A 20875-nucleotide genomic window follows, 5' to 3' on the forward strand; every position below is an offset into this window, starting at 1 on the left:
TTGACTACATCATCCTATAACCAGCCCGGCGAGTGTGACAGCGCGTCATCGAGACGACGCAACGACCGCATGGGCGCCGGCAAGAATAAAAATGGCCCCAGCGCGAAATGTGCGCCGAGGCCATCCAAAGTATTCCCATTTCAAATAGCCAAACAGGGTAGTGGGTACCCGTCCAGCGCTCTCATACAACCGGGAAAGTATGGCAACGTCTGTCCAGTAGTGAACAGAAGATGAAGGCGCTGCCTAAGGGAAAGGGCTCCCCCTCCTCGCATCGCCCTCAGCGCCACGCCCCCGCATTGGCGCACTGGAATGGCGCCCCCGGCGTTAGGCCCCCTCAAGGCTGGGGCCATTTTTGAATAACTAGACGATCAACCTACCCTGAGGTTCTCGGCGGATTCTTTCCCGCGGTTGGCCACGACTTCGTAGCTCACTTTCGCACCTTCATTCAGATTGCTTAGACCTGCCCTCTCGACGGCTGAGATATGGACGAACACGTCCTTGCCACCAGTGTCGGGCTGAATAAATCCATAGCCCTTCGTCGCGTTAAACCACTTCACTGTACCTATCGCCACGTCAATTCTCCCCATTGATTCTAAAACACGAAAAGATGGGGACCGAAATCCGGCGAAAGAAAGGGCCCGCTAGCGTGCACAGCGGGTAGGAAAAGCCGCCACTGGAGCCGTATCAGCGACGGCTCTTACGCATTACTCCCCGCGAGGATGTCTCACCGGAGTATGAGGTTCTGGAGTGAATGCCAAAGGAGGCCCTTATGCGCATTCTGGCCTTGGCAATTTTGGCAATCGGGATGATCCCGATAGGGTCGGCGGGAGCGCAGACGTACGATCCAGCTTATCCGGTTTGCATGCGGGTCCATGCCCACTATTACGAATGCCGCTACACGTCGCTGCCTCAGTGCAATGCGTCGGCATCGGGCCGCGCCGCCCTGTGCTTTATCAATCCATATTTCGTGCGCGCGGAAAAGCCCACGCGATATCGGCGGCATCCCGGGGTCTACTAAAGTGAACCGGATTGGCCGCCGCCAGCCCTGCGTCGGGGCCGTTCTAAACGCGCTCGCTAATGCGGCGCTTCTCCGCGTGGCCCGACGCTCTTGTGAGCGCCGGGGGTCAATCTTCTAGTCGGGGGACTGCTAGTCGCAACGGCGGACCCTGCGGACCGAGCCGTCGTCGCGCTCAATCGTGACGGTGCGGCATCCGCCGCGATATCCGCGATCATATCCGTAGGCGCGATAAGCTCGATCGGAGTAACGCGACTGCGGGCCCACTCTCACGCCACCGAGGGGCGTGTCAACGGCAACTTGAGCTGACGCGGGTGCAATGGAGATCGGCGTGGCGATAGCGAAACCAGCAACCGCCAGTACACCAGCCAGTAACAGAGTTGTTCTCATAAGAGTTTCCTCCTGAGTTATTGATTGCTTTCCAACATCCCCGGTAGGGCAAGGTTCCTGCGCGCGAAAATGGCGGGCGGCTCAGACTTAGGTCGTCTGAAGCCCGCGGGCTCTTGTCGCCAAATCAGACACCCGGGCTCGCCGATTTTTTTCTAGCTGGTTTCCCCCGTGGACGCCTCGGAGGCCGGCGGCCCCGCCGGGCTTTATGGTGAGCGCCGGGGCCCGCGCCAGCGGAAGGGGTTCGGACGGGTATTCCGCCGCGCGGACAACCAACCGCGAGTACGGCGACGGGTTCCCGCTGCTTGAGATCGTGCTCGCGCGGGCCCCCGACGCCGCGCGCTGGGTCAATGCGGGGGATCGGCGGCGACGGGGAACGCAACGCCGGCTTGCGCCGCGCAATAGTAACAACGCGCCGGCACCTCGACCGTTTCTGAGGGGGTATAACGCTTATAGCCCCTCCATCCCCCGCGCTCCTAGTTTGCGAAACTTCCGCTCGCGGGCACACACCTGAGCGATTTTTTTCCTAGGCCGCCCTTTTAGAGGCGCCACCTTCTCCGACATCGCTCGTGATCTCGCCGACAAGCTCCTTGCCGCGATAGACCTGCACTCTTTCATCGGGCGCGATGGGCCAGACCTTTTCGCGCGCAACGGCTAAGGCGGATTCGAGCGTCGGCTTGGCGGCGCGGTACTCGCAATTTCGCGCCTTAACCGTGTAAGTTTCCTTGGTCATGATGGGCATCCCTAGGTGCAACCTCCGGGGGTCGGACAATCAGCTGCGAGCCGTGATCCGATCGTGATCCTCGCCGATGACAGAAGCTGGACGCGCTGGCAGAGTCGCACCGCGCGACGGTGCTGCGCAGAACCTGGACAAGCAAAATCATGTAAGGTCACTTCTGGAAGTCACGCCAGCCCGCGAGCGCGGGCCGCCCGTGCATTTAACGCGGCAGGCCGAGGGATTGCACCGGCTAATGCCGCCGAGTGTTCTTGAGTTCATGAAGTGAAAGAGGCCGCAGCTGAGGCGGCCCGGAACGCACAACGCCGCCAAGCGGAATATGATCGCTTGCCGGCGGTGCGAATAAATACTGGAATCTCAAATCCCCAGCAAGGTTACCTCTGCACAGGTCGCGCCAAGGTTCAATGACTAATCGGGGTTACCTCTAGCTGGCTTGAATCGGAGCGCCATGGGCGCAATAGCGCCCCCGTCCGTGCGCTCGCCGCATCAACCCGGCGGGGCTTTCGCTTTCCACGGCCTTCGGCCTATGGCAGCAACAGGAACTTATGTCCCGTTGAGTGGTTTATAAGACCTTCCCAAGAACCGGAGGGTTACCTTATGCGCCAGCAACGCAGAACGCCGGCGCCAGCGCCTGCACGCAGACCAACAGTCGAACTTCAAGTGAGCGGCTACATCCTGGTGGTCGACGGCCAATTGAAAACCGAGTTCAAGACGAAAGATCGCGCCGTTGAAGCGGCCAGAGAGCTGAAGAGCCGTTTTCCGTCGCTTCAAGTCAAGGTCTACGATGCCGAAGAGAAACGCAGCGAGGAGATCGAGCTGGCTGCGGCGTGAGCGACTTCGCCAACGCCAGCCTGCGAGCCTCGCTCCAGCGCGCCGCCGGCCGCAGTCCCTTTGATCCAGATCAACGCGCGCGCCCTACTGGATGTGGCCAATCGCGCGGTTGATGGCGTCCAATAAGGTATCTTGCGAGAATGGTTTCTGAACAAGCAACCGGCCTCTTAGCTCGGCCGGCATAGTTTGATTGCTGTATCCACTGACGAAAACAATCAATCGGGACGCTTCGTCTATCGAGGATATGGACGACCGGGGTTACAAGAGAACCCGCGATGTTAATGTCCAGCAGGGCTAGATCGAACGACCCCGTTTCAGCCAATGACATGGCTGCCTCAATATTTGCGGCTTCCGAAACGGTCAAGTATCCCAGTTCTTCCACGATTTCAGCCAACATCATCCTAATCAGGGTTTCGTCCTCGACCAGCAGTGTGGAGATTGTGCGCATGAGGACCCAGATTAGTCGGCGACCGAGTTAGCCGGAAAAAGAGGTCAGCCGTCGCGGGATCAAAATTCTCATGGTTGAATCGTTGGTCGGGACGCTCTTGGGCAGAATCAGTATCGGCAGGATTGAAGAGGACAATATTGTACGGGACTCTATCCGGCGGATCGGCGCGACTGATCCGGCAAACGTTCAAATGATCGCTGCTGCGCAGCTGGAGTTATTGGCGGAATATCATCAGATCGCGCTGGCGCAATCACGCCGCATCTTCTTTTGGGCATTAGTGGGTTCGGGAGTTGGGCTGATTTTCTTGCTCGCAGCATTTGTGCGGGCGTTTCCAACTGATATCGCGTTCCTTTCCGGCGCTATAGTCGAAATCGTAGCAGGCATTGTTTTCGTTCTTTATGGCAAGACAATACCGCAACTCAATACGTTTCAAAGAAGGCTAGACGATTTACAGCGCTACATTCTAGCTAATAGCCTGTGCGAGGCCCTTGACGGAGACGAGCGAAACAAGGCTCGGGCTGCCCTGATACAGGAAATAACCCGGTCCTAAGGCAGTGCAGAATTCGAGCTTAACGCTGCAAGTGCGAAGGCTAATGCCCGCATCGATGGAGCCCGGTAGGATCACAGGAACTAGCGCCGTCGCGCCGCGTCCCTGTCACTCTTCCACGCCGAGAACGCCTTGAACGCTTCCAGCCTGACCTCCTCGCTTGGCGTGGCGTCGGGATGCAGCGCCTTCGCGATCAGACTGCTTGCCTTGAAGGTCAGGCCGCCCCCGTTTGCGATCTCGTTGTTGTACCAGTCCCACATTTGACGAGGTTGGGATTGCAGCTCCTTGTTCTTCTCCTTGAGGCGGGCAATTTCGCTGATCGCCTTGGTCTTGGCAGACTTGGCGGCACTCTCCTGGCGAGCACTCCTGGCGAGCACTCCTGGCGAGCAAGCGCCGTCTCTAGGTCGAGTACGCGCTGGCGCAACAGGTAGTTCTCGGCCTGTGCCAGTGCCAGCTCCGCCTTGTTGGATGCGACACGCAGTGTCTCGATGTCCACGTCCCGCTTGGTGCGCCAGCGCCCCTGCCGTTCTGCATTGCTTGTCACGATGAAAGCCATCGGGTCACTCGATTGCACTACAGCGTGTCGGGGGTGCGCGTGGGGGCTGCGCTCAACTTGAACGCTTCCCTTCCTGCTCAGCCATCAGCATCCGCACGATGCGGTTGGCTTGCTCTTTCGTCAGATCAACCGCCAGACTGGTCCCAATCATTGCCGGCCCCCTACGTTGCCGATCGTAAACCATCCAACCCTTGCACCCCTGGCGAACCAAGAACCTGGATGGAGGAGACGCCTTGTCGCACTCCTCCATATGCGACCCCGCGTGTTTGATCATCGGACCATCACCTCAGTCGAGGCGACCGCGTTCTTAAGATCGCCTCGGTCGAGATAGTCGAAGGCCCGCTGCTTGCACCGCTCGACATATTTATCGCGCGGCATGTCAGTTATCAGGGAACGTTCCATTCTCGCCTCCCCAACCGATGACTGTTTCTAATCCAACAATGCAGGTTGGCCGGAACGGACTTGACCTGTCTGTTCGAGAAGATACAAACAGGCCCTCTTTTGGTCGCAGTGTGGGAATTAGGACACTGACCTCCCGAATCCCCAAAGCAAGAAGGCGGATCCCACTGCTGACCCGGATCCGGATATGGACAGCAACAATTTGACCGCGGAGTTCGAGCAAGGCTTAGCTCGCATCCTGCGATCGGGTCTAACGCGGAAGCGCGCGTCGCAGCCCGAACGAAGCGAGACGGAGAACGACTGACCATATCTATTGAGATCGTATTGATTGGTCCAAGTAGAGACGCACGACGCTAGTCCAACAACGCGCCCTAGGCTGCGGAGCACCTATCATGCTTTGCATCGCCACCGTCTGTGTGCCTGCTGCCAGATTAAGCGAGTCCCACGGCGCTTGCCGCACCGGCATGCCAAGGCGCGGTGCCGTTCACGCGCAGCAGTTAGGCCTCAGAGGATGAAGTAATCAGGAGCCAGAGGCGCCGACCCAACAACCACACCAAAGTCGGCCATGTGATCCCCGTTGGCGTCGGCTGACAGAACCCCGTTGCTCAATCGAAGCTGTCCTGCTGCGGTAAAGGGATCCGATCCTATGAAGGTAAAGGCTTGATTGCCACTGACCAGCGTGTTGGCATCGACAGCACTAAGGTCGATGCGATCTCCTGCGGCCCCTGAAAACGCGATAATGGTGTCCCGCGCAGAATACGGACTTTCCACGATGCTCTCGAAACGGAACGTGTCCGCCCCGCCTTCGCCGTCCAACCGATCGATCCCAAGACCTCCGATCAGCAGATCGTTCCCGTTTCCACCATAGAGCTTATCGTTCCCGCTCCCTCCGAGCAGCCTGTCATTGCCGGCATCGCCATACAGATAATCATCGCCGGCCAGACCCGACAGCGTATTGGCGTTTCCATTGCCATAGAGCTGATTGTTTCCGCTGTTTCCGGTCGCGTCGAGGGGACCTGAACCAGAAAGACGCAGCTTATCGACGTTTTCGGGCAGGGTATAGGATACCGTTGCAATGACGGTATCGAACCCGCCTCCGGGCTGTTCGCGTATTTCAGTGGTCGCGGTATCAACGATGAAAGTGTCGTTGCCATTCCCTCCGACGAGCACAGGACCGGGGCCGGGCACAAGGAGGTCCAATTCATAGGCACGAAAATAATCTACATACAGCATCTGATGATCGAGCGCTGGATCAATCGGCCAGCCACCACCTGCGGCCAGATCGATCATGAACATCAGATCCGTGTTGAGGGTGGCAGGCGTGGGCAGCGAAAAGTGGGCGCCGCCGTCCATGGAGAACGTTATGGTATCTGGTCTGATTTCAACGCCGAAGGTATGCCATCCTGTCGTCAGCACACCTTGCCCGACTACGTTCTGATGGGATTGGTTGGTGTGGCTTTCCAGGACCGTTCCGTTCCAATTCCAGTCGTGCAAAGAGCTTGAATATCGATCGGCCAGCGCGATGCCGTGCTGCTCCATCACGTCGATCTCAAAGACATGGTCTCTTGTTGGCGAGAGACGCTCTTCCTCAATGCCCCAGAAGGCGGGCCACACGCCCTGGCCTGCGGGCAACCACATTCTGATCTCGTAGTACCCATAGGGATCACCATCCTGCGGAGTGGCGCTGGTCCCGTCCGGAAACGTGTTCGAGATAAGACCGCTCTGGAGTTGGCCTGCCGCATTCCGCGTCATTTCGATCTGCAGGGCACTCTCGCCGCCCTGTTGCACGATCGAGAACGGAGAACTACCGCCACCAACAGGCAAGAACGAAGCGCTACCAAAGCCGCCGCCCCAAGGCTGAGCGGTGTACCAATTGGCCGTTGCCGTCGTGGTGTTGGCAATACTCAGCCCAGCAAATTCGTCTGCAAATACGAGGGAATAGTTGGCTGGTGCAGGCATGTTTCCCTCGCCATACTTAAGAGATTCCGCGCTTGAAGTACTCGGACACCAAGGTCAGATCGCGACGATTGCCTCAAGCTCTCTCGAAGAGACCATCAACTTGCTGTGAAATGTTAAGAGAGCATAGCCCCACATATTGCGGCATACCACGGCGATTTGGTTGATGCAGCGAGATAGGAAGAAGAGCCTCGGCCTTAGAGCGCGAGGAGAGCAATTTTCTCCAAGTTCGCACGCGACCACGACTCTAGGATCAGAAAGGAAGAAAGCTACGCTGAGCGCAATTCGGTGCACCTGAGGAGCTTAGTCATGAACGCACCCGCGAAATCCTTTTTAGATGCCCTGCAAGCCGAGGGACCGGCCGCCGATCGAGCCGAAAAAATGACTCTCTACGGCCAGTTTGTCGGAGGCTGGGAGTCCGATATCGTCAGCTATGAGGAGGATAGCACCAAGCACACCGGACGGGGCGAGATTCATTTCGGCTGGGTGCTAGAGGGCCGCGCGATCCAGGATGTCTGGATGATCCCGCGCCGCGCCGAGCGCCGTCCTGGGATGCCGGCGATGCCGGTCGCGGGCAACTGGTACGGAACGACACTGCGAGTCTACGATCCTGGCCTCGATGCCTGGCATATCCTCTGGAGTGATCCGGCAACGCAGGTTTACGCGCGCCAGATTGGACGGGCGCGTGGCGCCGACATCGTTCAGGAGGGGAAACTGCCAACGGGCGCTATGCTTCGCTGGCGCTTCACCGAGATCACGGCCAATTCGTTCCATTGGCTCGGCGAACATTCGGCGGATGACGGCACGACCTGGCGACTTCAGGTCGAGGTGTTTGCGCGCCGCATCAGCTCTGCTTGAGCGGGCCGTCAAGGCGCTACGCTGGGCATACAGGGAAAACCAGATACCGCGACCAATAGCTGGCTGTGCGAGCGACAGCATGAACCCATCGAGATATCCAGTATGGGCGGAGCTAGCGGTGCTGACAGCGGCCTTTGCGCTAAGCCACGCATTTCGCACCGTTGTGACCTTGGTTGCCATGTCCCTACGCTCGGAGCTGGCGCTTGGCAACGAGACCATAGGCTTAGTCGGCGCCGCCTTTCACATCACATTCGGCGTCATGCAATTGCCGATGGGGCTAGCATTGGATCTCTACGGCCCCCGACGCGTCGTCGCCGTTGTCTTTCCAGTGGCGGTGGGCGGTGCGATCCTTACGGTCTTGTCGTCCGATGCACAGAGCCTGGTCGCTGGTCAGTTGCTCATCGGACTGGGCTGCTCACCGGTTTTCCTGGCCGCATTGGTCATAATTGGTCGCAGCTACCCGCCAGAGCAGTTCTCGCGTCTGTCGGGAATCGTGTCCGGTGTCGGCGGCGCGGGCATGCTGATCACTGGGACGCCGATGGCATGGCTGGTGGACGCCTGGTCCTGGCGAGCTGCCTACCTCGTCCTCGCCCTGGCCTCTCTTGTGGCATGGGCCCTCGCCCTGCGCCTGCTTTCCTCCGAGCCGTTCATCGAGGATCGGCAAGGTCAGACGTTCGCTGCCGCGCTGCAGCAGACGAAGGCGATCCTCGTCGAGCCCCAGACGATGGGCATCATCGCCTTGGGTGCGGTCACCTATGCATCTTTCATCAGTCTGCGTGGTCTGTGGCTGGTGCCGCTCTTGACGGACAGGCACGGCCTGACGCTGATTGAAAGCGGTCACGTGGCGCTCGCCGGATCGATTGTTGTGCTTTTCGGTCCGCCTCTATTCGGTCGCGTGGATCCCGGCGGTCGTAAGCGTCGACGGCTAATCGTGGGTTGCACGATCGTATATGCCGGTCTGTTTGCGCTCCTTGCGAGTGGGACATCCGCAACCAGCGACGTAGTGTTGACCGTGATAGTGAGTGGGCTGGCTGGCTACTTCGTGCTCCAATACGCGGACGTACAGTCATCTTTTGCACCGGCTGTGTTAGGGCGCGCATCGGCGATCTTCAATACCTCGATGTTTCTCGGCGTGGCAGGGATGCAATGGATTAGCGGGCTCGCTGCTTCTGCCGCAAGCGAACATGGCATGGACCCGCTATGCGCTGCGCTGTGGATCATCTCCGTATTGTTACTGATAGGCGCCGGCGCATTCGTTTTCTTGCCTTCGTCTAAGCACTCGCCCAGCGAGTAACTGTGAATCGGCGAGCAGATTGACCCCCGTGTTCTCATCTGCGAACGTTACTCTCATGGAGCCGTCGCGGCATGCGCCAGTCACTTCCAGTCGACCCCTTGAAAGCAGACATATTCAGTGCGGGCCGCATGTCTCAAAGGGGCCCAACAACGGACCTTGGTCGGCGCCGATAAGTTCGCGCCGCATGCACACACGCCCGACAATACCATCGTGTCGTCAGGCAGCCAGTCGGTATTGGGCTTGGTCTTCGCGATGGAAGCCCATGGCTTCGCAACTGATCAAGATCGTTGTGCTGGACGCCTGACGAGGCCGACGCCGAGAGCCAGCACGCCGACCGCCAGCAGCACCGCACCGACATAGGCTAGATAGATGAACTCGTTCGGCGCCTTTGCCTCGGGCAACAGCATTGACAAAAAAAAGGCGGCGGGGACCAGGATCGCAGCGATGGGTATCGAGCCCCGCACGATCCACCTCATGAGATTGGAGAGGTTGGCCTCATCAACGTAGCGGAGCGCCACAAGTGCCAGGATGAGCCAGACGCCGGCATGCGCGTGTCCGGCGCGCCATAGATCCTGGCGCAATGGGTTCTCCATGTAGGCCGGATCGCCAATGAGAAGCGAAAGTATGCTTACCCCACCAACCATGACGGAGGGCAGGACGATCAGAAGGATGCCGGCCAAGAGACGCGATTCGTAGGTCATGATCACCTCCGATTGTTCGAGAAACTTGCGATTAGCCTGAGGACGTGGCCGCGGCCGAGGCGGATTACGTCAACCACGCCTTCATGCAGTGGCTGGTAGCAAATCACGTCAGCTTTACCTACAAAATGAGACCTGAGCTCGGCCTGCCAATATCGACGTGATGGGCCACGAAGCGATATCGGCCCTTCGCCTCGGGGGAGGCTTTCCACCTGGGTGTAGTAGCTAGCCTCGTGACGGCTAGAAACCATTTTATTTTGGGCGTCATTTCACCAAACGCGCCTGCCACCAGATGAAGAGGGGCGCACCTATTATTTCAAGGGCTGTGAATCCAATGAATGGCAGCGGTGGCGGAGCGAGAAACAGCATCGACATCAAACGACCAACGCCACCCAGAAAAATCATACCCCACAACACACGAAATAGAAGAGTTTGCTTTTCGACGTTTGGAATGAGCCAGTAGAGCCCGATTCCGAGGCCGAGCCACACGCCGCTGAAGAAGCGAAGATTGCTGTCGAGCAGCGCGTTTGCTGGGATCTTGGCGGATGCGTAAATTGGATCGCTAAGCCCGAACATGCCAATGATTCCGGTGACAATCGGGATGGCACCAAGAAAGGCGGTTGCAATCTGAAGGCCTCGCTTGTTCATGCGCTTACTCCGATCCAACAGCCGCTTCCTGGCATGTGCATCACCTGTTGCTTTCCAAGGAAGTCGCTGTCGGTCGCCTGAGGCGCGGTCCCGCGGCCAGCAGCGCAAAGCTCTAGCTAAGCGGCAGAACCACATGACAACTTCCCATGTTGCCCTACGGCCGTCGCCGCAGCGAGTAAGCCAGATGGCCGAGGGGTCAGCCGGCCTTGAGGCACCAGCCGCGCGTGGCGTCCCGCTCGATCACCGTGGTGCGCATCCCGAACGGATCGGGCGTTACGCCGCGAATCCAAAGCTCTACGCGAGCGACGTCGATTGTGACGAATATGGCGCCCGAGTTATCCGGCCCGCCAGGAGCGAAGGCATCATAGGCGGGTTTCCAGCGTCTGCGGATCTCGGGCTTATCCTCGACCAGACTGGCTTTCCCGGCGAGCGCGACAAAGGCATCGTCGGGATCGTGCTGGAAGATGACGGAGACGTGGCCGACACGACGCATGTCGGCCACCTTGGACGAGCGAGCATCGGTGATGAAGCGGAGCGTCCAATCATCCTCGTCGGCATCGAGCGGCACCCGGCGCATCGGCCGGGCTCTGATACCACGCTCGACAGCGCTAGTGACCAGCCAGCAATAGCGCACCTTTCTGATTTTCTCGGCGGCGGCGCCAAGGAGCCGGTTCACGTCGGCAGCATTGTCCGGAAGCGACATTGTCGACCCCTTCGGTTGGTTGCGCTCAGACTCAGCTCGTTGCGCCGCTCGTGGCCAACTGCCGGCCCATCGCCTGGTGCAACGCGTTGATCGCCTTCAGCGGTCGGACCATCACTTTGAAGTGGTTGATCCGATCTTCTGAATTCCAGCTAATGATGTCGACGGCGTTGATCGTCAAACCATCGATCCGAGTCTCGAGCTCCAACACAGCCGATTGCTGACTGAACCAGCGGTTGACCCAGCGGAACTCCGGGCTGTTGAGCACCTGCACCGCTGCGACCAGGTATGCCTTGGTGATCGCGCGACCAACCTGCGGCGCATGCACGATCGGAGATTCGAATACCACGTCGTCGGCCAACAACTGGTCGAGCAGGTCGAAGTCACCGCTCTCTGCTATTTTTTCCCAGTACTCGCTTGCCAGTAGGGTCATGGCGTCTCCTTATCGCGGTTTCCCGCAGTTTGTGGGTGGATCAAGGATAAGGATCGAGGTGTCGTGGCTGCCGCCCGTTCGGACCAAAGCGTTCGCAAAAGGCGACCGACTGAGGATTCACGCCCGCTTGGAGAGGAGTGCATAAAGTCGGTGAAGTTGTCCCCCTGTGGAAGCAACCACGAGAATCCGGACAGCAGGATCGGCTTCGGCTTTGCTATTCTCGATGGCTTCGAGCAGACCGTCGTACATCGACTCCGTGATGGCATTCTTCTCGGGCCGATCGAAGCGCGCGCGAGCAATAGCCCCAGCACCTTCGAACTGGTATGCTCGTTGAGCATTTGTGATCTCCTGACGGTTAGACGGTTGTCGGCTTTCGACCGCTAGGTATCGAGGTGACTGCGGCGCCTGACGACGTCGGGAGGCATTGCAGCGCCTCCTGGCACCATTCGATACAGGCCTCCTCGTAACGCAGGCCCATCCGAAGCCCGAGCAGCCGGCCAGTTTGCGACAGGCTGAGCGCCTTGCCGGAAAAATGTCGCTCTAAGATCACTTTAAATCGATGAAGGCGATCGGCGTGCAGATCCAGCCGTTGCATCAGTTGCGCCCGCACTGCACTGATATCAACGTGCTCAAGCGCATAGAGGCGCACCAGCAGATCATCCTTGATCGGCGCTGGCGCACTCGGCCTTTGCGACCAGGTCTTCAGCGTGGCGAGACCGGATTGCGTGATTGTGTAGATGAGTTTGTTGGGTCGGCCACTTTGAACGACTTCATGGACGTCAACGTGCCCTCTCTCCTTCAAGCGACCTAGCTCGCGGTAGATTTGCGGGTGGTCTGCCGTCCAGAAGAACCCGATCGACGCGTCAAAGGACTTCGCCAAGTCATAGCCGGACATCGGCTGTTGGGTGAGAAGCACGAGAATGGCGTCTGAAAGGGCCATGGTTCGATCCCGCGATGGGACCCATATATGGACTAGTGTACGTATGTGTCAAGTTACATATCAGGGAATCCCGGAACTTACGGGATCGGCTCATTTCCTTGGACAGCGTCCTTTCGGACCGCCGGTAAGACTGGCCTCATCGAAGCCCGGTTCCGGGCCGACACCATTCAGGCGGCTGCTGCTCCCGCGCGCTTTCGCCCAGGACATTACGTAATGTTCACGCACTAGTGTCTATTGACGATAATTGACATTTATCAGTGAGCACTCGATACTTCTCATCAGCCTCAGCACAAAGGAGTGTCTGATGTTGGTCCAGTCGATTTTGTCGAGCTACTCCAGACTGTTAGTGGGGGCATTGCTGGCACTGCTGGCGGTTTTCTTGGCCGGCTGCTATGAGACGGTTGCCGAAAAAGTCGGGCCCTCTCGCCCGGTTCTGGTCGCCACCGCGCATTACGAGGCTGAGCAGCCTGAGCGCAGTTTTGTCGGCACAATCCGGCCGCGGGTCGAGGCCGACATGGGTTTTCGGGTGCCCGGCAAGGTGGCGAAGCGCCTTGTGGAAGTAGGCCAGACCGTCGATGTCGGCCAGCCGCTCGCGACCCTCGATGAGGTTGATCTGAAATTGCAGGCCGAACAGGCCGAGGCCGAATTCAGCGCCGCCACCGGGGTGCTGGCCCAGGCGGGCGCCGCCGAACAGCGCGCCAAGAATCTACGCGCCAAGGGCTGGACCACCGATGCGCAGTTCGATCAAAGCCGCGCCGCCGCCGATGAGGCGCGTGCGCGGCTCAATCGCGCCGAGCGCTCGGTCAATCTCACCAAGAACTCGCTTTCCTACGCGACGCTGGTCGCCGACAGCCGCGGTGTCGTCACCGCCACCTTGATCGAGCCGGGTCAGGTCGTGGCCTCTGGCCAGACGGCCATTCGGGTCGCGCGCTTTGCCGAAAAGGAAGCCGTGGTCGCGATCCCGGAGACGCTGGTCGGCCGCGCCAAAGACGGCACGGCGAGCGTGACCCTATGGTCCGAGCCGAACCGGAAATACGCCGCGAAGCTGCGCGAGATCGCGCCCGCGGCCGATCCGGCCACGCGTACCTATCTTGCGAAATTCTCGCTGCCGGAAGCCGATGACAAGGTTTCGCTCGGCATGACGGCGACGCTGACACTCACAGATCCTGCGACCCAGCGCGTCGCGCGGCTGCCATTGTCGGCGCTGTTCAACGAAGGCGGCAATCCCTCGCTCTATGTCGTCGATGACCACGGCGACGTGACGCAGAGGCCGGTTGCCGTCAAGGCTTACGAAAGCAACGACGTCGTGATCACCGGCGGCGTCGACGAAGGCGCGAAGGTTGTCGCGCTTGGCGTGCAGAAGCTCGACGCCGCCCAGAAGGTGCGGGTTGTGTCGTCGCTGTCGTTCTGAAGTCGAAAACCGTGTCCCGTCATTGCGAGGAGCAACGCGACGAAGCAATCCAGTAATTGCCGACTTAAGGCCTGGGTTGATCGCTTGGCTCGCAATGACGATCTCGGGATCATCGTTGGAGAGTGCGATGAAACGCTTCAATCTTTCGGGCTGGGCGGTCAGTCATCCGGCGCTGATCCTGTTCCTGATGATTGTGCTCGGCGCGGCCGGCTTCTTCTCCTATCAGCGGCTCGGCCGTGCCGAGGATCCGTTCTTCACGGTGAAAGTGGTCAACGTCACCGTGATCTGGCCGGGCGCGACGTCAGCGGAAATGCAGACCCAGGTCGCCGATCCCATCGAGAAGAAACTGCAGGAATTGCCGTTCTTCGAGAAGGTTCAGACCTATTCCAAGCCGTCGTTCACGGCGATGCAGGTCACGTTCAGGGACTACACGTCTCCCAAGGACGTGCCGCACCTGTTCTACCTGCTGCGCAAGAAGTTGGACGATGTGCAGGGGCAACTGCCATCTGGCATCCTTGGCCCTGTCGTCAATGACGAATTCAGCGACGTCGACTCGATCCTTTATATGATGACCGGCGACGGCGCCGATTACGCCGAGCTGAAGAAGGCCGCGGAAGGCTTTCGTCAGCGGCTGCTGCGGGTGCCCGGGGTGAAGAAAGTCAACCTCTACGGCACCCAGGACGAGCGTATCTATGTCGAGTTCAGCCACGCCAAGCTTGCGACGCTGGGCGTCACACCGCAGGCGCTGTTCGACTCGCTTGCCAAGCAGAATAACGTCACCCCGGCCGGCACGGTCGAAACGTCGTCGCAGCGCGTGCCGCTGCGCGTCACCGGCGCGCTTGACGGCGTGAAAGCCGTTGCCGAAACCCCGGTTGAGAGCAATGGCCGCGTGTTCCGCTTGGGTGATATTGCAACCGTAACGCATGGCTTCGTTGATCCGCCAACTTTCACGGTTCGCCAGGAAAGCAGGCCCGCGCTCGGCATCGGCATCGTTACCACCAAAGGCGCCAACATCCTCGAGCTCGGCAAGGACGTCGAGAAGGCGACCGCGGACTTCATGAAGGCGGTGCCGCAGGGCATCGATGTCGAGCGGATCGCCGACCAGCCGAAGGTGGTCGAGCATGCGGTCGGCGAGTTCATGCACTCCTTCATCGAGGCACTGGCGATCGTGTTGTTCGTCTCGTTCGTGGCGCTTGGCTGGCGCACCGGCATTGTGGTCGCAACGTCGGTGCCGCTCGTGCTCGCGATCGTCTTCATCGTCATGAGCGCGATGTCGCTCGACCTGCACCGCATCACGCTGGGCGCGCTGATCATCTCACTGGGATTGCTCGTCGACGACGCCATCATCGCGGTCGAAATGATGGTGGTGAAGATGGAGCAGGGCTGGGATCGCATCCGTGCCGCGTCCTTTGCCTGGGAATCCACGGCGTTTCCGATGCTGACTGGTACGCTGGTCACGGCAGCCGGGTTCCTGCCCATCGGCTTCGCCAACTCGGCGGTCGGCGAATATGCCGGCGGCATCTTCTGGATCGTCGCGATCGCGCTGGTCGCGTCCTGGTTCGTGGCCGTGATCTTCACGCCCTATATCGGCGTCAAGCTGCTGCCGAACATGAAGGTGCACCACACCCACGATCCGCATGCGATCTACGAGACGCGTCTCTATCGCGGCCTGCGCGCCGTGGTGCAGTGGTGCGTCAACCATCGCATCAAGGTGGTGGTGGCGACCGTTGGCGTGTTCTTCGCTTCCATCGTCGGTTTCGGCAACGTCCAGCAGCAGTTTTTCCCGCTCTCCGAGCGTCCCGAACTGTTCCTGCAGCTTCGCTTGCCGGAAGGCACCGCCTTCAACGTCACCGAGAAGGCGGTGAAGGACGCGGAGAAGCTGTTGGAAGGCGATAGGGACATTTCGACCTACACCGCCTATGTCGGCCAGGGCTCGCCGCGCTTCTGGCTCGGCCTCAACCCGCAACTGCCGAACGAGGCCTTTGCCGAGATCGTGATCCTCTCCAAGGACGTCGAGGCGCGCGAGCGCGTCAAGGCCAAGATTGAGCACGCGGTCGCCAATGGCGCGATCAACGAGGCACGCGTGCGCGTCGATCGCTTCAATTTCGGTCCGCCGGTCGGCTTCCCCGTCCAGTTCCGCGTGATCGGCCCCGACGCAGGCAAGGTGCGCGACATCGCCTACCAGGTGCGCGACATCATGCGGCAGAACCCGAACCTCAAGGACGTGCAGCTCGACTGGAATGAGCAGTCGCCCTATCTGAAGCTCGTCGTCGACCAGGACCGTGCCCGCGCGCTCGGCCTCACCCCGCAGGACGTCTCGCAGGCGCTCGCCATGCTGATCTCCGGCGCGCCGGTGACGACTATCCGCGACGGCATCGAGAAGGTCGGCGTGGTCGCCCGCGCCGTGCCGTCCGAGCGGCTCGACCTCGGCCGCGTTGGCGATCTGACGATTACGTCGAGGAACGGAGTGGCTGTGCCGCTGCAGCAAATCGCAAAAATCGAATATGCGCATGAGGAGCCAATTCTGTGGCGGCGTAACCGCGACATGGCGATCACCGCGCGCTCCGACGTGGTCGACGGCGTGCAGGCGCCCGACGTCACCAACCAGATCTCGCCCAAGCTGCAGGAGATCCGTAACCATCTCGAGCCGGCCTACCGGATCGAGCCGGGCGGCGCGTTCGAGGAATCGGCCAAAGGTAACGCCTCGATCTTCATCCTCTTCCCGATGATGGTCATGGTGATGTTGACGCTGCTGATGATCCAGCTGCAGAGCTTCTCGCGCCTGTTCCTGGTCTTCCTCACCGCTCCGCTCGGCATCGTCGGCGCCTCGCTCGGGTTGAACGTCGCCAACCAGCCCTTCGGCTTCGTGGCGCTGCTCGGACTGATCGCGCTGGCCGGGATGATCATGCGCAACGCGGTAATCCTCGTCGACCAGATCGAAACCGACGTCTCCCACGGCCTGACCCGCAAGGAAGCCATCGTCGAGGCCACCGTCCGGCGCGCCCGCCCGGTGGTGCTGACGGCGCTGGCCGCGATCCTGGCGATGATCCCACTGTCGCGTTCGGCGTTCTGGGGCCCGATGGCGATCACCATCATGGGCGGCTTGTTCGTTGCAACCTTCCTGACCCTGCTGTACCTGCCGGGCCTTTATGCCCTGTGGTTCCGCAAGAGCCTGGAGGAAAGCGGCACGGGTGAAGAGGCTGCTTCCGCAAGGCTGCATGACGGGAATGCACGCCCGGCAATTCCGCTTGCTGAAGCGGCTGAATAATTGAACATTGAAGACAAATCTGAGTCCTGACACATGACGCTGGTTTCGGAACATATCGAAAGCGACACCCGGGAGCGGATTCTCGTGGTGGCGGAGCGTTTGTTTCGCGAAATCGGCTATCAGAAAACCACCGTCGCCGACATCGCCAAAGAGCTGCGTATGAGCCCGGCCAACGTCTATCGCTTCTTCGATTCGAAGAAGGCGATTAACGAGGGCGTCGCGCGCGGCCTGATGGGCGAAGTCGAAGACGCCGCCCACGCTATCGTGATCAGGCCGGGCTCAGCGGCCGATCGGCTGCGCGAGCTGTTGACCACCGTTCATCGCATGAACTCGGAACGCTATGTCGGTGATTCCAAGCTGCACGAGATGGTGGCGATCGCGATGGAGGAGAGCTGGGACGTATGCGTGGCGCACATGCAAATCATCACCGAGAGCATCGTCGGCATTATCGCCCAGGGCGTCGCGTCGGGTGAATTCGAGGCTCCGGACGTGCCGCTCGCGGCGGGATGCACCTGCACCGCGATGATGCGCTTCTTCCATCCGCAGATGATCGCGCAGTGCGCCACCAAGCCGGGGCCGTCGATCAACCAGATGATCGACTTTATCCTCGCGAGCCTCGCTTCGCGTGCGAAAGGGACAGGCGGGGCGAACTGATTAGCATTGCGGGGAGCGCGGCGGACGAAACAATCCAGCCTTCTATCGCAGCTCTCTGGATTGCCTCGCTGCGTTCGCAATGATGTAGGGCCTCGCGAGAGCGCGTGCGACGGCTCTTTGGGAGATCCTGCATCGGGAGCCAGTCACAGCGCGAACTCGCGAATTGAAAGGGCTCGATTCGCGCCATGCGGTCGAGCGCTGGCGCGTGTTCTGGAAGGGGGAACTGGCCGGGCCGTGAAGCGCCCGCGGCGGCGTCGCCTCGAACGTCTCGAACAATCGCAAGGAGGACCATCATGAGCAAAATGAACTCTGTCGTTCACTTCGAAATGCCCTACGACGACCGCGAGCGCATGGCGAAGTTCTATCAAAACGTATTTGGCTGGCAGACACAGATGTTTGGGGAGGAGATGGGAAACTATGTCCTTGCCACCACAACCGAAACGGACGAGAGCGGGCCTAAGAAGCCAGGCGCGATCAATGGTGGCTTCTTCCCGAAAAAGCCCGACTGGCCGGCGCAATATCCTTCGCTCGTCATCGCGGTCGATGACATTCAGGCCGCGATGAGGCAAGTGACTGATGCCGGTGGCACGGTACTGGGTGAGCCGTTGGAGATTCCGGGCGTGGGCCAGTACGTCTCATTCTTTGACACGGAGGGCAACCGCGTAAGCATGCTTCAGCCCATTCCGCGCAATTAACATGCCCCCCGAAGACGGAATAGGGAGGAGGAAAGAGAGGTCGATGCCCAAGGCGTTCCTGTTGCGCGCCCTGAGGTGATTGAATGACGTTTGATGTCCGCTTCGGGTCTTGGTCGTGTGAAAACTCCAGCGCCCGCCGCGCACTTAGAAACATCTCGACCGCGTGGGAAAAGGAGTGCGTGGAATGGGCACCATAAACCTGCGGGCGGAGGACCTGTCGGCGGCGGCTCTGAGTGCACCCGCCGCGATCAGCCGACGACCAACATGTTTCGATGGAATGTTCTTGTCTTGAAAGAACACGACTTCGGCCCGATACTGGATCGAGGTCCTTGGCTATCATAGCAATCCGAGGAGGCAATCATGGCAATCCAGATCGTGATGGACCGCACCGGCGACAGCCGTCATCCCTTCAACTCCCACGACGCAAAAGAACTGGCGAAGGCCGAGCAGCGGTTCTACGAGTTGACGAAGGTCGGCTTCACCGCCGCGGTCCGGACCGGTCCAGGTCAGGTCTCCCAGATCCGATCGTTCGACCCAAACGCGGAAGAGACCGTCTTCTTCCCCAGGCTGGTCGGCGGGTAGTCGGCCTTCATGTTCGGCTTTCGACCGTTGCCGCCAGGTGGTCTCTCCCGCAAGAGAGCGACGCGAGCCCTTTTCATCAGGCACGGCGCCGAGGGCACGCCGGAGGGCCGATCACTGCGGCTATTGCAAAAATGGCTGTCGCCGAGCCAGCGGGAGCAGTTCGGCAAAAGGGGCTACTTTGAGGTCGTCGGAAGCGACAGCGGAAAGCGGTACAGGATCCACGCCGGGGCCTCGGTGAACGTGTGCGAGATCGACGAAAGAGGTCGCCTGCAGGAGGGGTTGTGTTTCATGCCGATCGGCGCGCTGCCGATCGGAGACGTCATGCTCGCCCAGAAGATCGCGCTGGAGACATGCGAGGACAAGACGCGCGCTGTGGCCCGCAGGTTCACTCCTAGCGGCTTCCATTTCAGACAAACCCGACCTCTCGGCTGACCGCGCGGACCGAGTCGTTGCTGCGCGCAATCCCTCTTATGTCGACTTGCGCTGGGGTTTGGCGGCAGGTTTTTTCGCACCCGCTTCCTTGGCCGGCTTCTTGCCGGCCTATCACGCTGGTAGCACGAAGCCGTCCTTGAGGCCGTCCAAGCGCGGCTTGATCGCAACCCGGACAAGATGCGTCTGCGTCGCCAGACGGTCGAGCATCCCTTCGGTACGATAAAGTCCTGGATGGGATCGACGCACTTCCAGACGAAGACACTTAAGCACGTCGGTACCGAAATGGCGTTGCACGTCCTCGCCTACAACATGAAAAGGGCAATGAGCATATTGGGCGTTGGCGCCGCACCAACCCCTAGCACCCGTGTTTTTACACAGCCTGGACCCAACACGGACATGCGGGAACGTTCCACGTGAGCGGCATTTTCCAGCGACGCAGCTTGCCGGAACTTGTCGGCTCGATGGAGGGGTTACGCCGGATCAAGCGCACTGATGGTGACGTAGTATCCGTCAGGATCTCGGAGCGAAAACTCCGCAGTTCCAGTGTTGTGATTTACATGTGGCTCTTCTTCCAGTCGGCTGACGAGCGCGCGCGCCCTTGGCAAAGCTTGATCAAAGTTGTCGACCCGGAAGAACAAGAGGAGGCCGTTGCCAGGCTTAGCGTCGTGGGGACTTGTCAACGAGGGATGCTCGTGGGCTCCCCACTCGTGGAGACAGAGCAAGACTGTTCCGTCCGAGTCGACGATTTGCCCGAAGTAGTCGTGAGCAGGAGCCGTCTCAGGCAGGCCAAGTAGCGACTGGTACCACCTGAAGCTCTGCGACACGTCAGCTACGCCAATGATCGTCCACGTGCGCTTCACGGGTTCTTCTCCGGCCAAACAATCGATAGATTGATCTCTGAAAAATACCACTGGCAACAATCAATTACGTCCGAAGGTCGGCTCATGGCCAGACTCGGACCTCCGGCGATGTCCGTTTATCGTGCCGCTCTTGGGGACATGCGGAATCAACCTGGCCGCTTCGCTTGAGTACATGGGCCAATCGGTGGGGCTTTGACATAGGTTAAGCGGCGCGAAGCAGGATTTGTGAGTCCACACCCTAGGCACGTGAATTTCGCCACATAAAGTCTGTTGAGCTTTGTGGCAGAAGCGTTCGACGGAAGCCAAAATCTGGTCGGCGGACTTGGTCCATTTGAAGGGCTTCGGGTTTTTGTTGTGCAGGTCGATGAAGGTACGGATGTCGGCCTCAAGCTGCCTGACGGAGGTGTGGACACCTCGCTGGATCTGCTTTCTGGTGAGTTCTTGGTTAGCCGTCCGCACACCGTAGGATCGCCCGGCACCGCTCAGATGCCTCTCCAAGTACGCTCGCTCCTGCGCACTCAGCACTA

Annotated in this window: 23 protein-coding genes and 2 pseudogenes; 12 read left to right on the forward strand and 13 right to left on the reverse strand. The window is 59.9% G+C overall.

From position 1 onward, the window contains the following. Positions 1–368 precede the first annotated feature (368 nt). Positions 369–572 carry a cold-shock protein gene (locus AC0QUY_RS02390; RefSeq protein ID WP_057838296.1) on the reverse strand — a complete coding sequence of 68 codons (204 nt, stop codon included), beginning with the start codon at positions 570–572 and terminating at the stop codon, positions 369–371. A gap of 197 nt (positions 573–769) precedes the next feature. On the opposite strand from AC0QUY_RS02390, the gene AC0QUY_RS02395 reads away from it, so the two are divergent. Further along, positions 770–1018 (forward strand): DUF3551 domain-containing protein, encoded by a 249-nt coding sequence (locus AC0QUY_RS02395; protein WP_475385593.1) that lies wholly within the window; start codon positions 770–772, stop codon positions 1016–1018. A 910-nt stretch (positions 1019–1928) separates the two neighbouring features. Here AC0QUY_RS02395 and AC0QUY_RS02400 read toward each other — a convergent pair. Then, positions 1929–2135: a hypothetical protein gene (locus AC0QUY_RS02400; protein WP_161855964.1), complete on the reverse strand. Its 207-nt coding sequence runs from the start codon at positions 2133–2135 to the stop codon at positions 1929–1931. Positions 2136–2798: 663 nt separating this feature from the next. On the opposite strand from AC0QUY_RS02400, the gene AC0QUY_RS02405 reads away from it, so the two are divergent. Beyond that, positions 2799–2969 carry a hypothetical protein gene (locus tag AC0QUY_RS02405; RefSeq protein ID WP_475385594.1) on the forward strand — a complete coding sequence of 57 codons (171 nt, stop codon included), beginning with the start codon at positions 2799–2801 and terminating at the stop codon, positions 2967–2969. A 70-nt stretch (positions 2970–3039) separates the two neighbouring features. Here AC0QUY_RS02405 and AC0QUY_RS02410 read toward each other — a convergent pair whose 3' ends face one another. Beyond that, positions 3040–3417: a response regulator gene (locus AC0QUY_RS02410; RefSeq protein ID WP_475385595.1), complete on the reverse strand. Its 378-nt coding sequence runs from the start codon at positions 3415–3417 to the stop codon at positions 3040–3042. A gap of 70 nt (positions 3418–3487) precedes the next feature. Between AC0QUY_RS02410 and AC0QUY_RS02415 the strand changes: the two genes are divergently transcribed. After that, complete coding sequence (locus AC0QUY_RS02415; RefSeq protein ID WP_475385596.1) at positions 3488–3967, forward strand: TRADD-N-associated membrane domain-containing protein; 480 nt, start codon at positions 3488–3490, stop codon at positions 3965–3967. Positions 3968–4047: 80 nt separating this feature from the next. Here the strand turns inward: AC0QUY_RS02415 and AC0QUY_RS02420 are convergent, their stop codons facing one another. The 3 genes from AC0QUY_RS02420 to AC0QUY_RS02430 all read right to left on the reverse strand — a co-directional run bounded on the left by AC0QUY_RS02420 (position 4048) and on the right by AC0QUY_RS02430 (position 6878). Next, the gene (locus tag AC0QUY_RS02420) at positions 4048–4341 is read right to left on the reverse strand and encodes a hypothetical protein (RefSeq protein WP_475385597.1); all 294 of its coding nucleotides are present in this window, start codon (positions 4339–4341) and stop codon (positions 4048–4050) included. 449 nt (positions 4342–4790) lie between these two features. Continuing rightward, the gene (locus AC0QUY_RS02425) at positions 4791–4922 is read right to left on the reverse strand and encodes a hypothetical protein (protein ID WP_475385598.1); all 132 of its coding nucleotides are present in this window, start codon (positions 4920–4922) and stop codon (positions 4791–4793) included. Between the two features lie 501 nt (positions 4923–5423). Next, positions 5424–6878, reverse strand: a complete 1455-nt coding sequence (locus tag AC0QUY_RS02430; RefSeq protein ID WP_475385599.1) for a M10 family metallopeptidase C-terminal domain-containing protein — start codon at positions 6876–6878, stop codon at positions 5424–5426. Positions 6879–7184: 306 nt separating this feature from the next. On the opposite strand from AC0QUY_RS02430, the gene AC0QUY_RS02435 reads away from it, so the two are divergent. Continuing rightward, positions 7185–7733 carry a hypothetical protein gene (locus AC0QUY_RS02435; protein WP_475385600.1) on the forward strand — a complete coding sequence of 183 codons (549 nt, stop codon included), beginning with the start codon at positions 7185–7187 and terminating at the stop codon, positions 7731–7733. Between the two features lie 118 nt (positions 7734–7851). Further along, positions 7852–9027 carry an MFS transporter gene (locus AC0QUY_RS02440; protein WP_475385601.1) on the forward strand — a complete coding sequence of 392 codons (1176 nt, stop codon included), beginning with the start codon at positions 7852–7854 and terminating at the stop codon, positions 9025–9027. A 278-nt stretch (positions 9028–9305) separates the two neighbouring features. On the opposite strand, the gene AC0QUY_RS02445 is transcribed toward AC0QUY_RS02440, so the two are convergent. From AC0QUY_RS02445 to AC0QUY_RS02465, 5 genes are all read right to left on the reverse strand, one after another. Beyond that, positions 9306–9728: a hypothetical protein gene (locus AC0QUY_RS02445; protein WP_202639146.1), complete on the reverse strand. Its 423-nt coding sequence runs from the start codon at positions 9726–9728 to the stop codon at positions 9306–9308. A 261-nt stretch (positions 9729–9989) separates the two neighbouring features. Then, the gene (locus AC0QUY_RS02450; RefSeq protein WP_475385602.1) at positions 9990–10373 is read right to left on the reverse strand and encodes a DUF4345 domain-containing protein; all 384 of its coding nucleotides are present in this window, start codon (positions 10371–10373) and stop codon (positions 9990–9992) included. 196 nt (positions 10374–10569) lie between these two features. Continuing rightward, entirely contained in the window at positions 10570–11076 is a 507-nt protein-coding gene (locus AC0QUY_RS02455) for a pyridoxamine 5'-phosphate oxidase family protein (protein WP_475385604.1), read from the reverse strand. 31 nt (positions 11077–11107) lie between these two features. After that, complete coding sequence (locus AC0QUY_RS02460) at positions 11108–11506, reverse strand: nuclear transport factor 2 family protein (protein WP_161855973.1); 399 nt, start codon at positions 11504–11506, stop codon at positions 11108–11110. Positions 11507–11861: 355 nt separating this feature from the next. Further along, entirely contained in the window at positions 11862–12446 is a 585-nt protein-coding gene (locus AC0QUY_RS02465) for a PadR family transcriptional regulator (protein WP_475385605.1), read from the reverse strand. 304 nt (positions 12447–12750) lie between these two features. On the opposite strand from AC0QUY_RS02465, the gene AC0QUY_RS02470 reads away from it, so the two are divergent. The 7 genes and pseudogenes from AC0QUY_RS02470 to AC0QUY_RS02500 form a co-directional block, all read left to right on the forward strand. Then, positions 12751–13857: an efflux RND transporter periplasmic adaptor subunit gene (locus AC0QUY_RS02470; RefSeq protein ID WP_475385606.1), complete on the forward strand. Its 1107-nt coding sequence runs from the start codon at positions 12751–12753 to the stop codon at positions 13855–13857. Positions 13858–13984: 127 nt separating this feature from the next. Then, positions 13985–17125: an efflux RND transporter permease subunit gene (locus AC0QUY_RS02475; protein ID WP_475385607.1), complete on the forward strand. Its 3141-nt coding sequence runs from the start codon at positions 13985–13987 to the stop codon at positions 17123–17125. A gap of 33 nt (positions 17126–17158) precedes the next feature. Next, positions 17159–17779, forward strand: coding sequence for a TetR/AcrR family transcriptional regulator (locus tag AC0QUY_RS02480; protein WP_475385608.1), 621 nt, complete (start codon positions 17159–17161; stop codon positions 17777–17779). Positions 17780–18072: 293 nt separating this feature from the next. Then, positions 18073–18474, forward strand: coding sequence for a VOC family protein (locus AC0QUY_RS02485; protein WP_246738346.1), 402 nt, complete (start codon positions 18073–18075; stop codon positions 18472–18474). 360 nt (positions 18475–18834) lie between these two features. After that, the gene (locus AC0QUY_RS02490; protein ID WP_161855978.1) at positions 18835–19056 is read left to right on the forward strand and encodes a hypothetical protein; all 222 of its coding nucleotides are present in this window, start codon (positions 18835–18837) and stop codon (positions 19054–19056) included. A 123-nt stretch (positions 19057–19179) separates the two neighbouring features. Then, a complete protein-coding gene (locus tag AC0QUY_RS02495) occupies positions 19180–19488 on the forward strand; it encodes a hypothetical protein (protein WP_475385609.1) in 309 nt (102 codons plus the stop codon). Positions 19489–19611: 123 nt separating this feature from the next. Further along, a pseudogene (locus tag AC0QUY_RS02500) lies at positions 19612–19905 on the forward strand (transposase); the annotation flags it as partial. Positions 19906–19958: 53 nt separating this feature from the next. Here the strand turns inward: AC0QUY_RS02500 and AC0QUY_RS02505 are convergent. Together AC0QUY_RS02505 and AC0QUY_RS02510 are read right to left on the reverse strand one after the other, a co-directional pair. Next, entirely contained in the window at positions 19959–20399 is a 441-nt protein-coding gene (locus AC0QUY_RS02505; protein WP_371419496.1) for a VOC family protein, read from the reverse strand. A gap of 198 nt (positions 20400–20597) precedes the next feature. Then, positions 20598–20789: pseudogene (locus AC0QUY_RS02510) on the reverse strand (IS630 family transposase); the annotation flags it as partial. Positions 20790–20875 lie beyond the last annotated feature (86 nt).

This window comes from Bradyrhizobium sp. WYCCWR15520 (assembly GCF_056174665.1).

Excerpts from the sequence above, each read along its gene's own strand:
- AC0QUY_RS02425 (WP_475385598.1), bottom strand. The coding sequence starts at position 4,922 with ATGGAACGTTCCCTGATAACTGACATGCCGCGCGATAAATATGTCGAG.
- AC0QUY_RS02410 (WP_475385595.1), bottom strand. The coding sequence starts at position 3,417 with ATGCGCACAATCTCCACACTGCTGGTCGAGGACGAAACCCTGATTAGG.
- AC0QUY_RS02450 (WP_475385602.1), bottom strand. The coding sequence starts at position 10,373 with ATGAACAAGCGAGGCCTTCAGATTGCAACCGCCTTTCTTGGTGCCATC.
- AC0QUY_RS02460 (WP_161855973.1), bottom strand. The coding sequence starts at position 11,506 with ATGACCCTACTGGCAAGCGAGTACTGGGAAAAAATAGCAGAGAGCGGT.
- AC0QUY_RS02445 (WP_202639146.1), bottom strand. The coding sequence starts at position 9,728 with ATGACCTACGAATCGCGTCTCTTGGCCGGCATCCTTCTGATCGTCCTG.
- AC0QUY_RS02435 (WP_475385600.1), top strand. The coding sequence starts at position 7,185 with ATGAACGCACCCGCGAAATCCTTTTTAGATGCCCTGCAAGCCGAGGGA.
- AC0QUY_RS02455 (WP_475385604.1), bottom strand. The coding sequence starts at position 11,076 with ATGTCGCTTCCGGACAATGCTGCCGACGTGAACCGGCTCCTTGGCGCC.
- AC0QUY_RS02430 (WP_475385599.1), bottom strand. The coding sequence starts at position 6,878 with ATGCCTGCACCAGCCAACTATTCCCTCGTATTTGCAGACGAATTTGCT.
- AC0QUY_RS02395 (WP_475385593.1), top strand. The coding sequence starts at position 770 with ATGCGCATTCTGGCCTTGGCAATTTTGGCAATCGGGATGATCCCGATA.
- AC0QUY_RS02415 (WP_475385596.1), top strand. The coding sequence starts at position 3,488 with ATGGTTGAATCGTTGGTCGGGACGCTCTTGGGCAGAATCAGTATCGGC.
- AC0QUY_RS02465 (WP_475385605.1), bottom strand. The coding sequence starts at position 12,446 with ATGGCCCTTTCAGACGCCATTCTCGTGCTTCTCACCCAACAGCCGATG.
- AC0QUY_RS02485 (WP_246738346.1), top strand. The coding sequence starts at position 18,073 with ATGAGCAAAATGAACTCTGTCGTTCACTTCGAAATGCCCTACGACGAC.
- AC0QUY_RS02475 (WP_475385607.1), top strand. The coding sequence starts at position 13,985 with ATGAAACGCTTCAATCTTTCGGGCTGGGCGGTCAGTCATCCGGCGCTG.
- AC0QUY_RS02490 (WP_161855978.1), top strand. The coding sequence starts at position 18,835 with ATGGCAATCCAGATCGTGATGGACCGCACCGGCGACAGCCGTCATCCC.
- AC0QUY_RS02480 (WP_475385608.1), top strand. The coding sequence starts at position 17,159 with ATGACGCTGGTTTCGGAACATATCGAAAGCGACACCCGGGAGCGGATT.
- AC0QUY_RS02470 (WP_475385606.1), top strand. The coding sequence starts at position 12,751 with ATGTTGGTCCAGTCGATTTTGTCGAGCTACTCCAGACTGTTAGTGGGG.
- AC0QUY_RS02400 (WP_161855964.1), bottom strand. The coding sequence starts at position 2,135 with ATGACCAAGGAAACTTACACGGTTAAGGCGCGAAATTGCGAGTACCGC.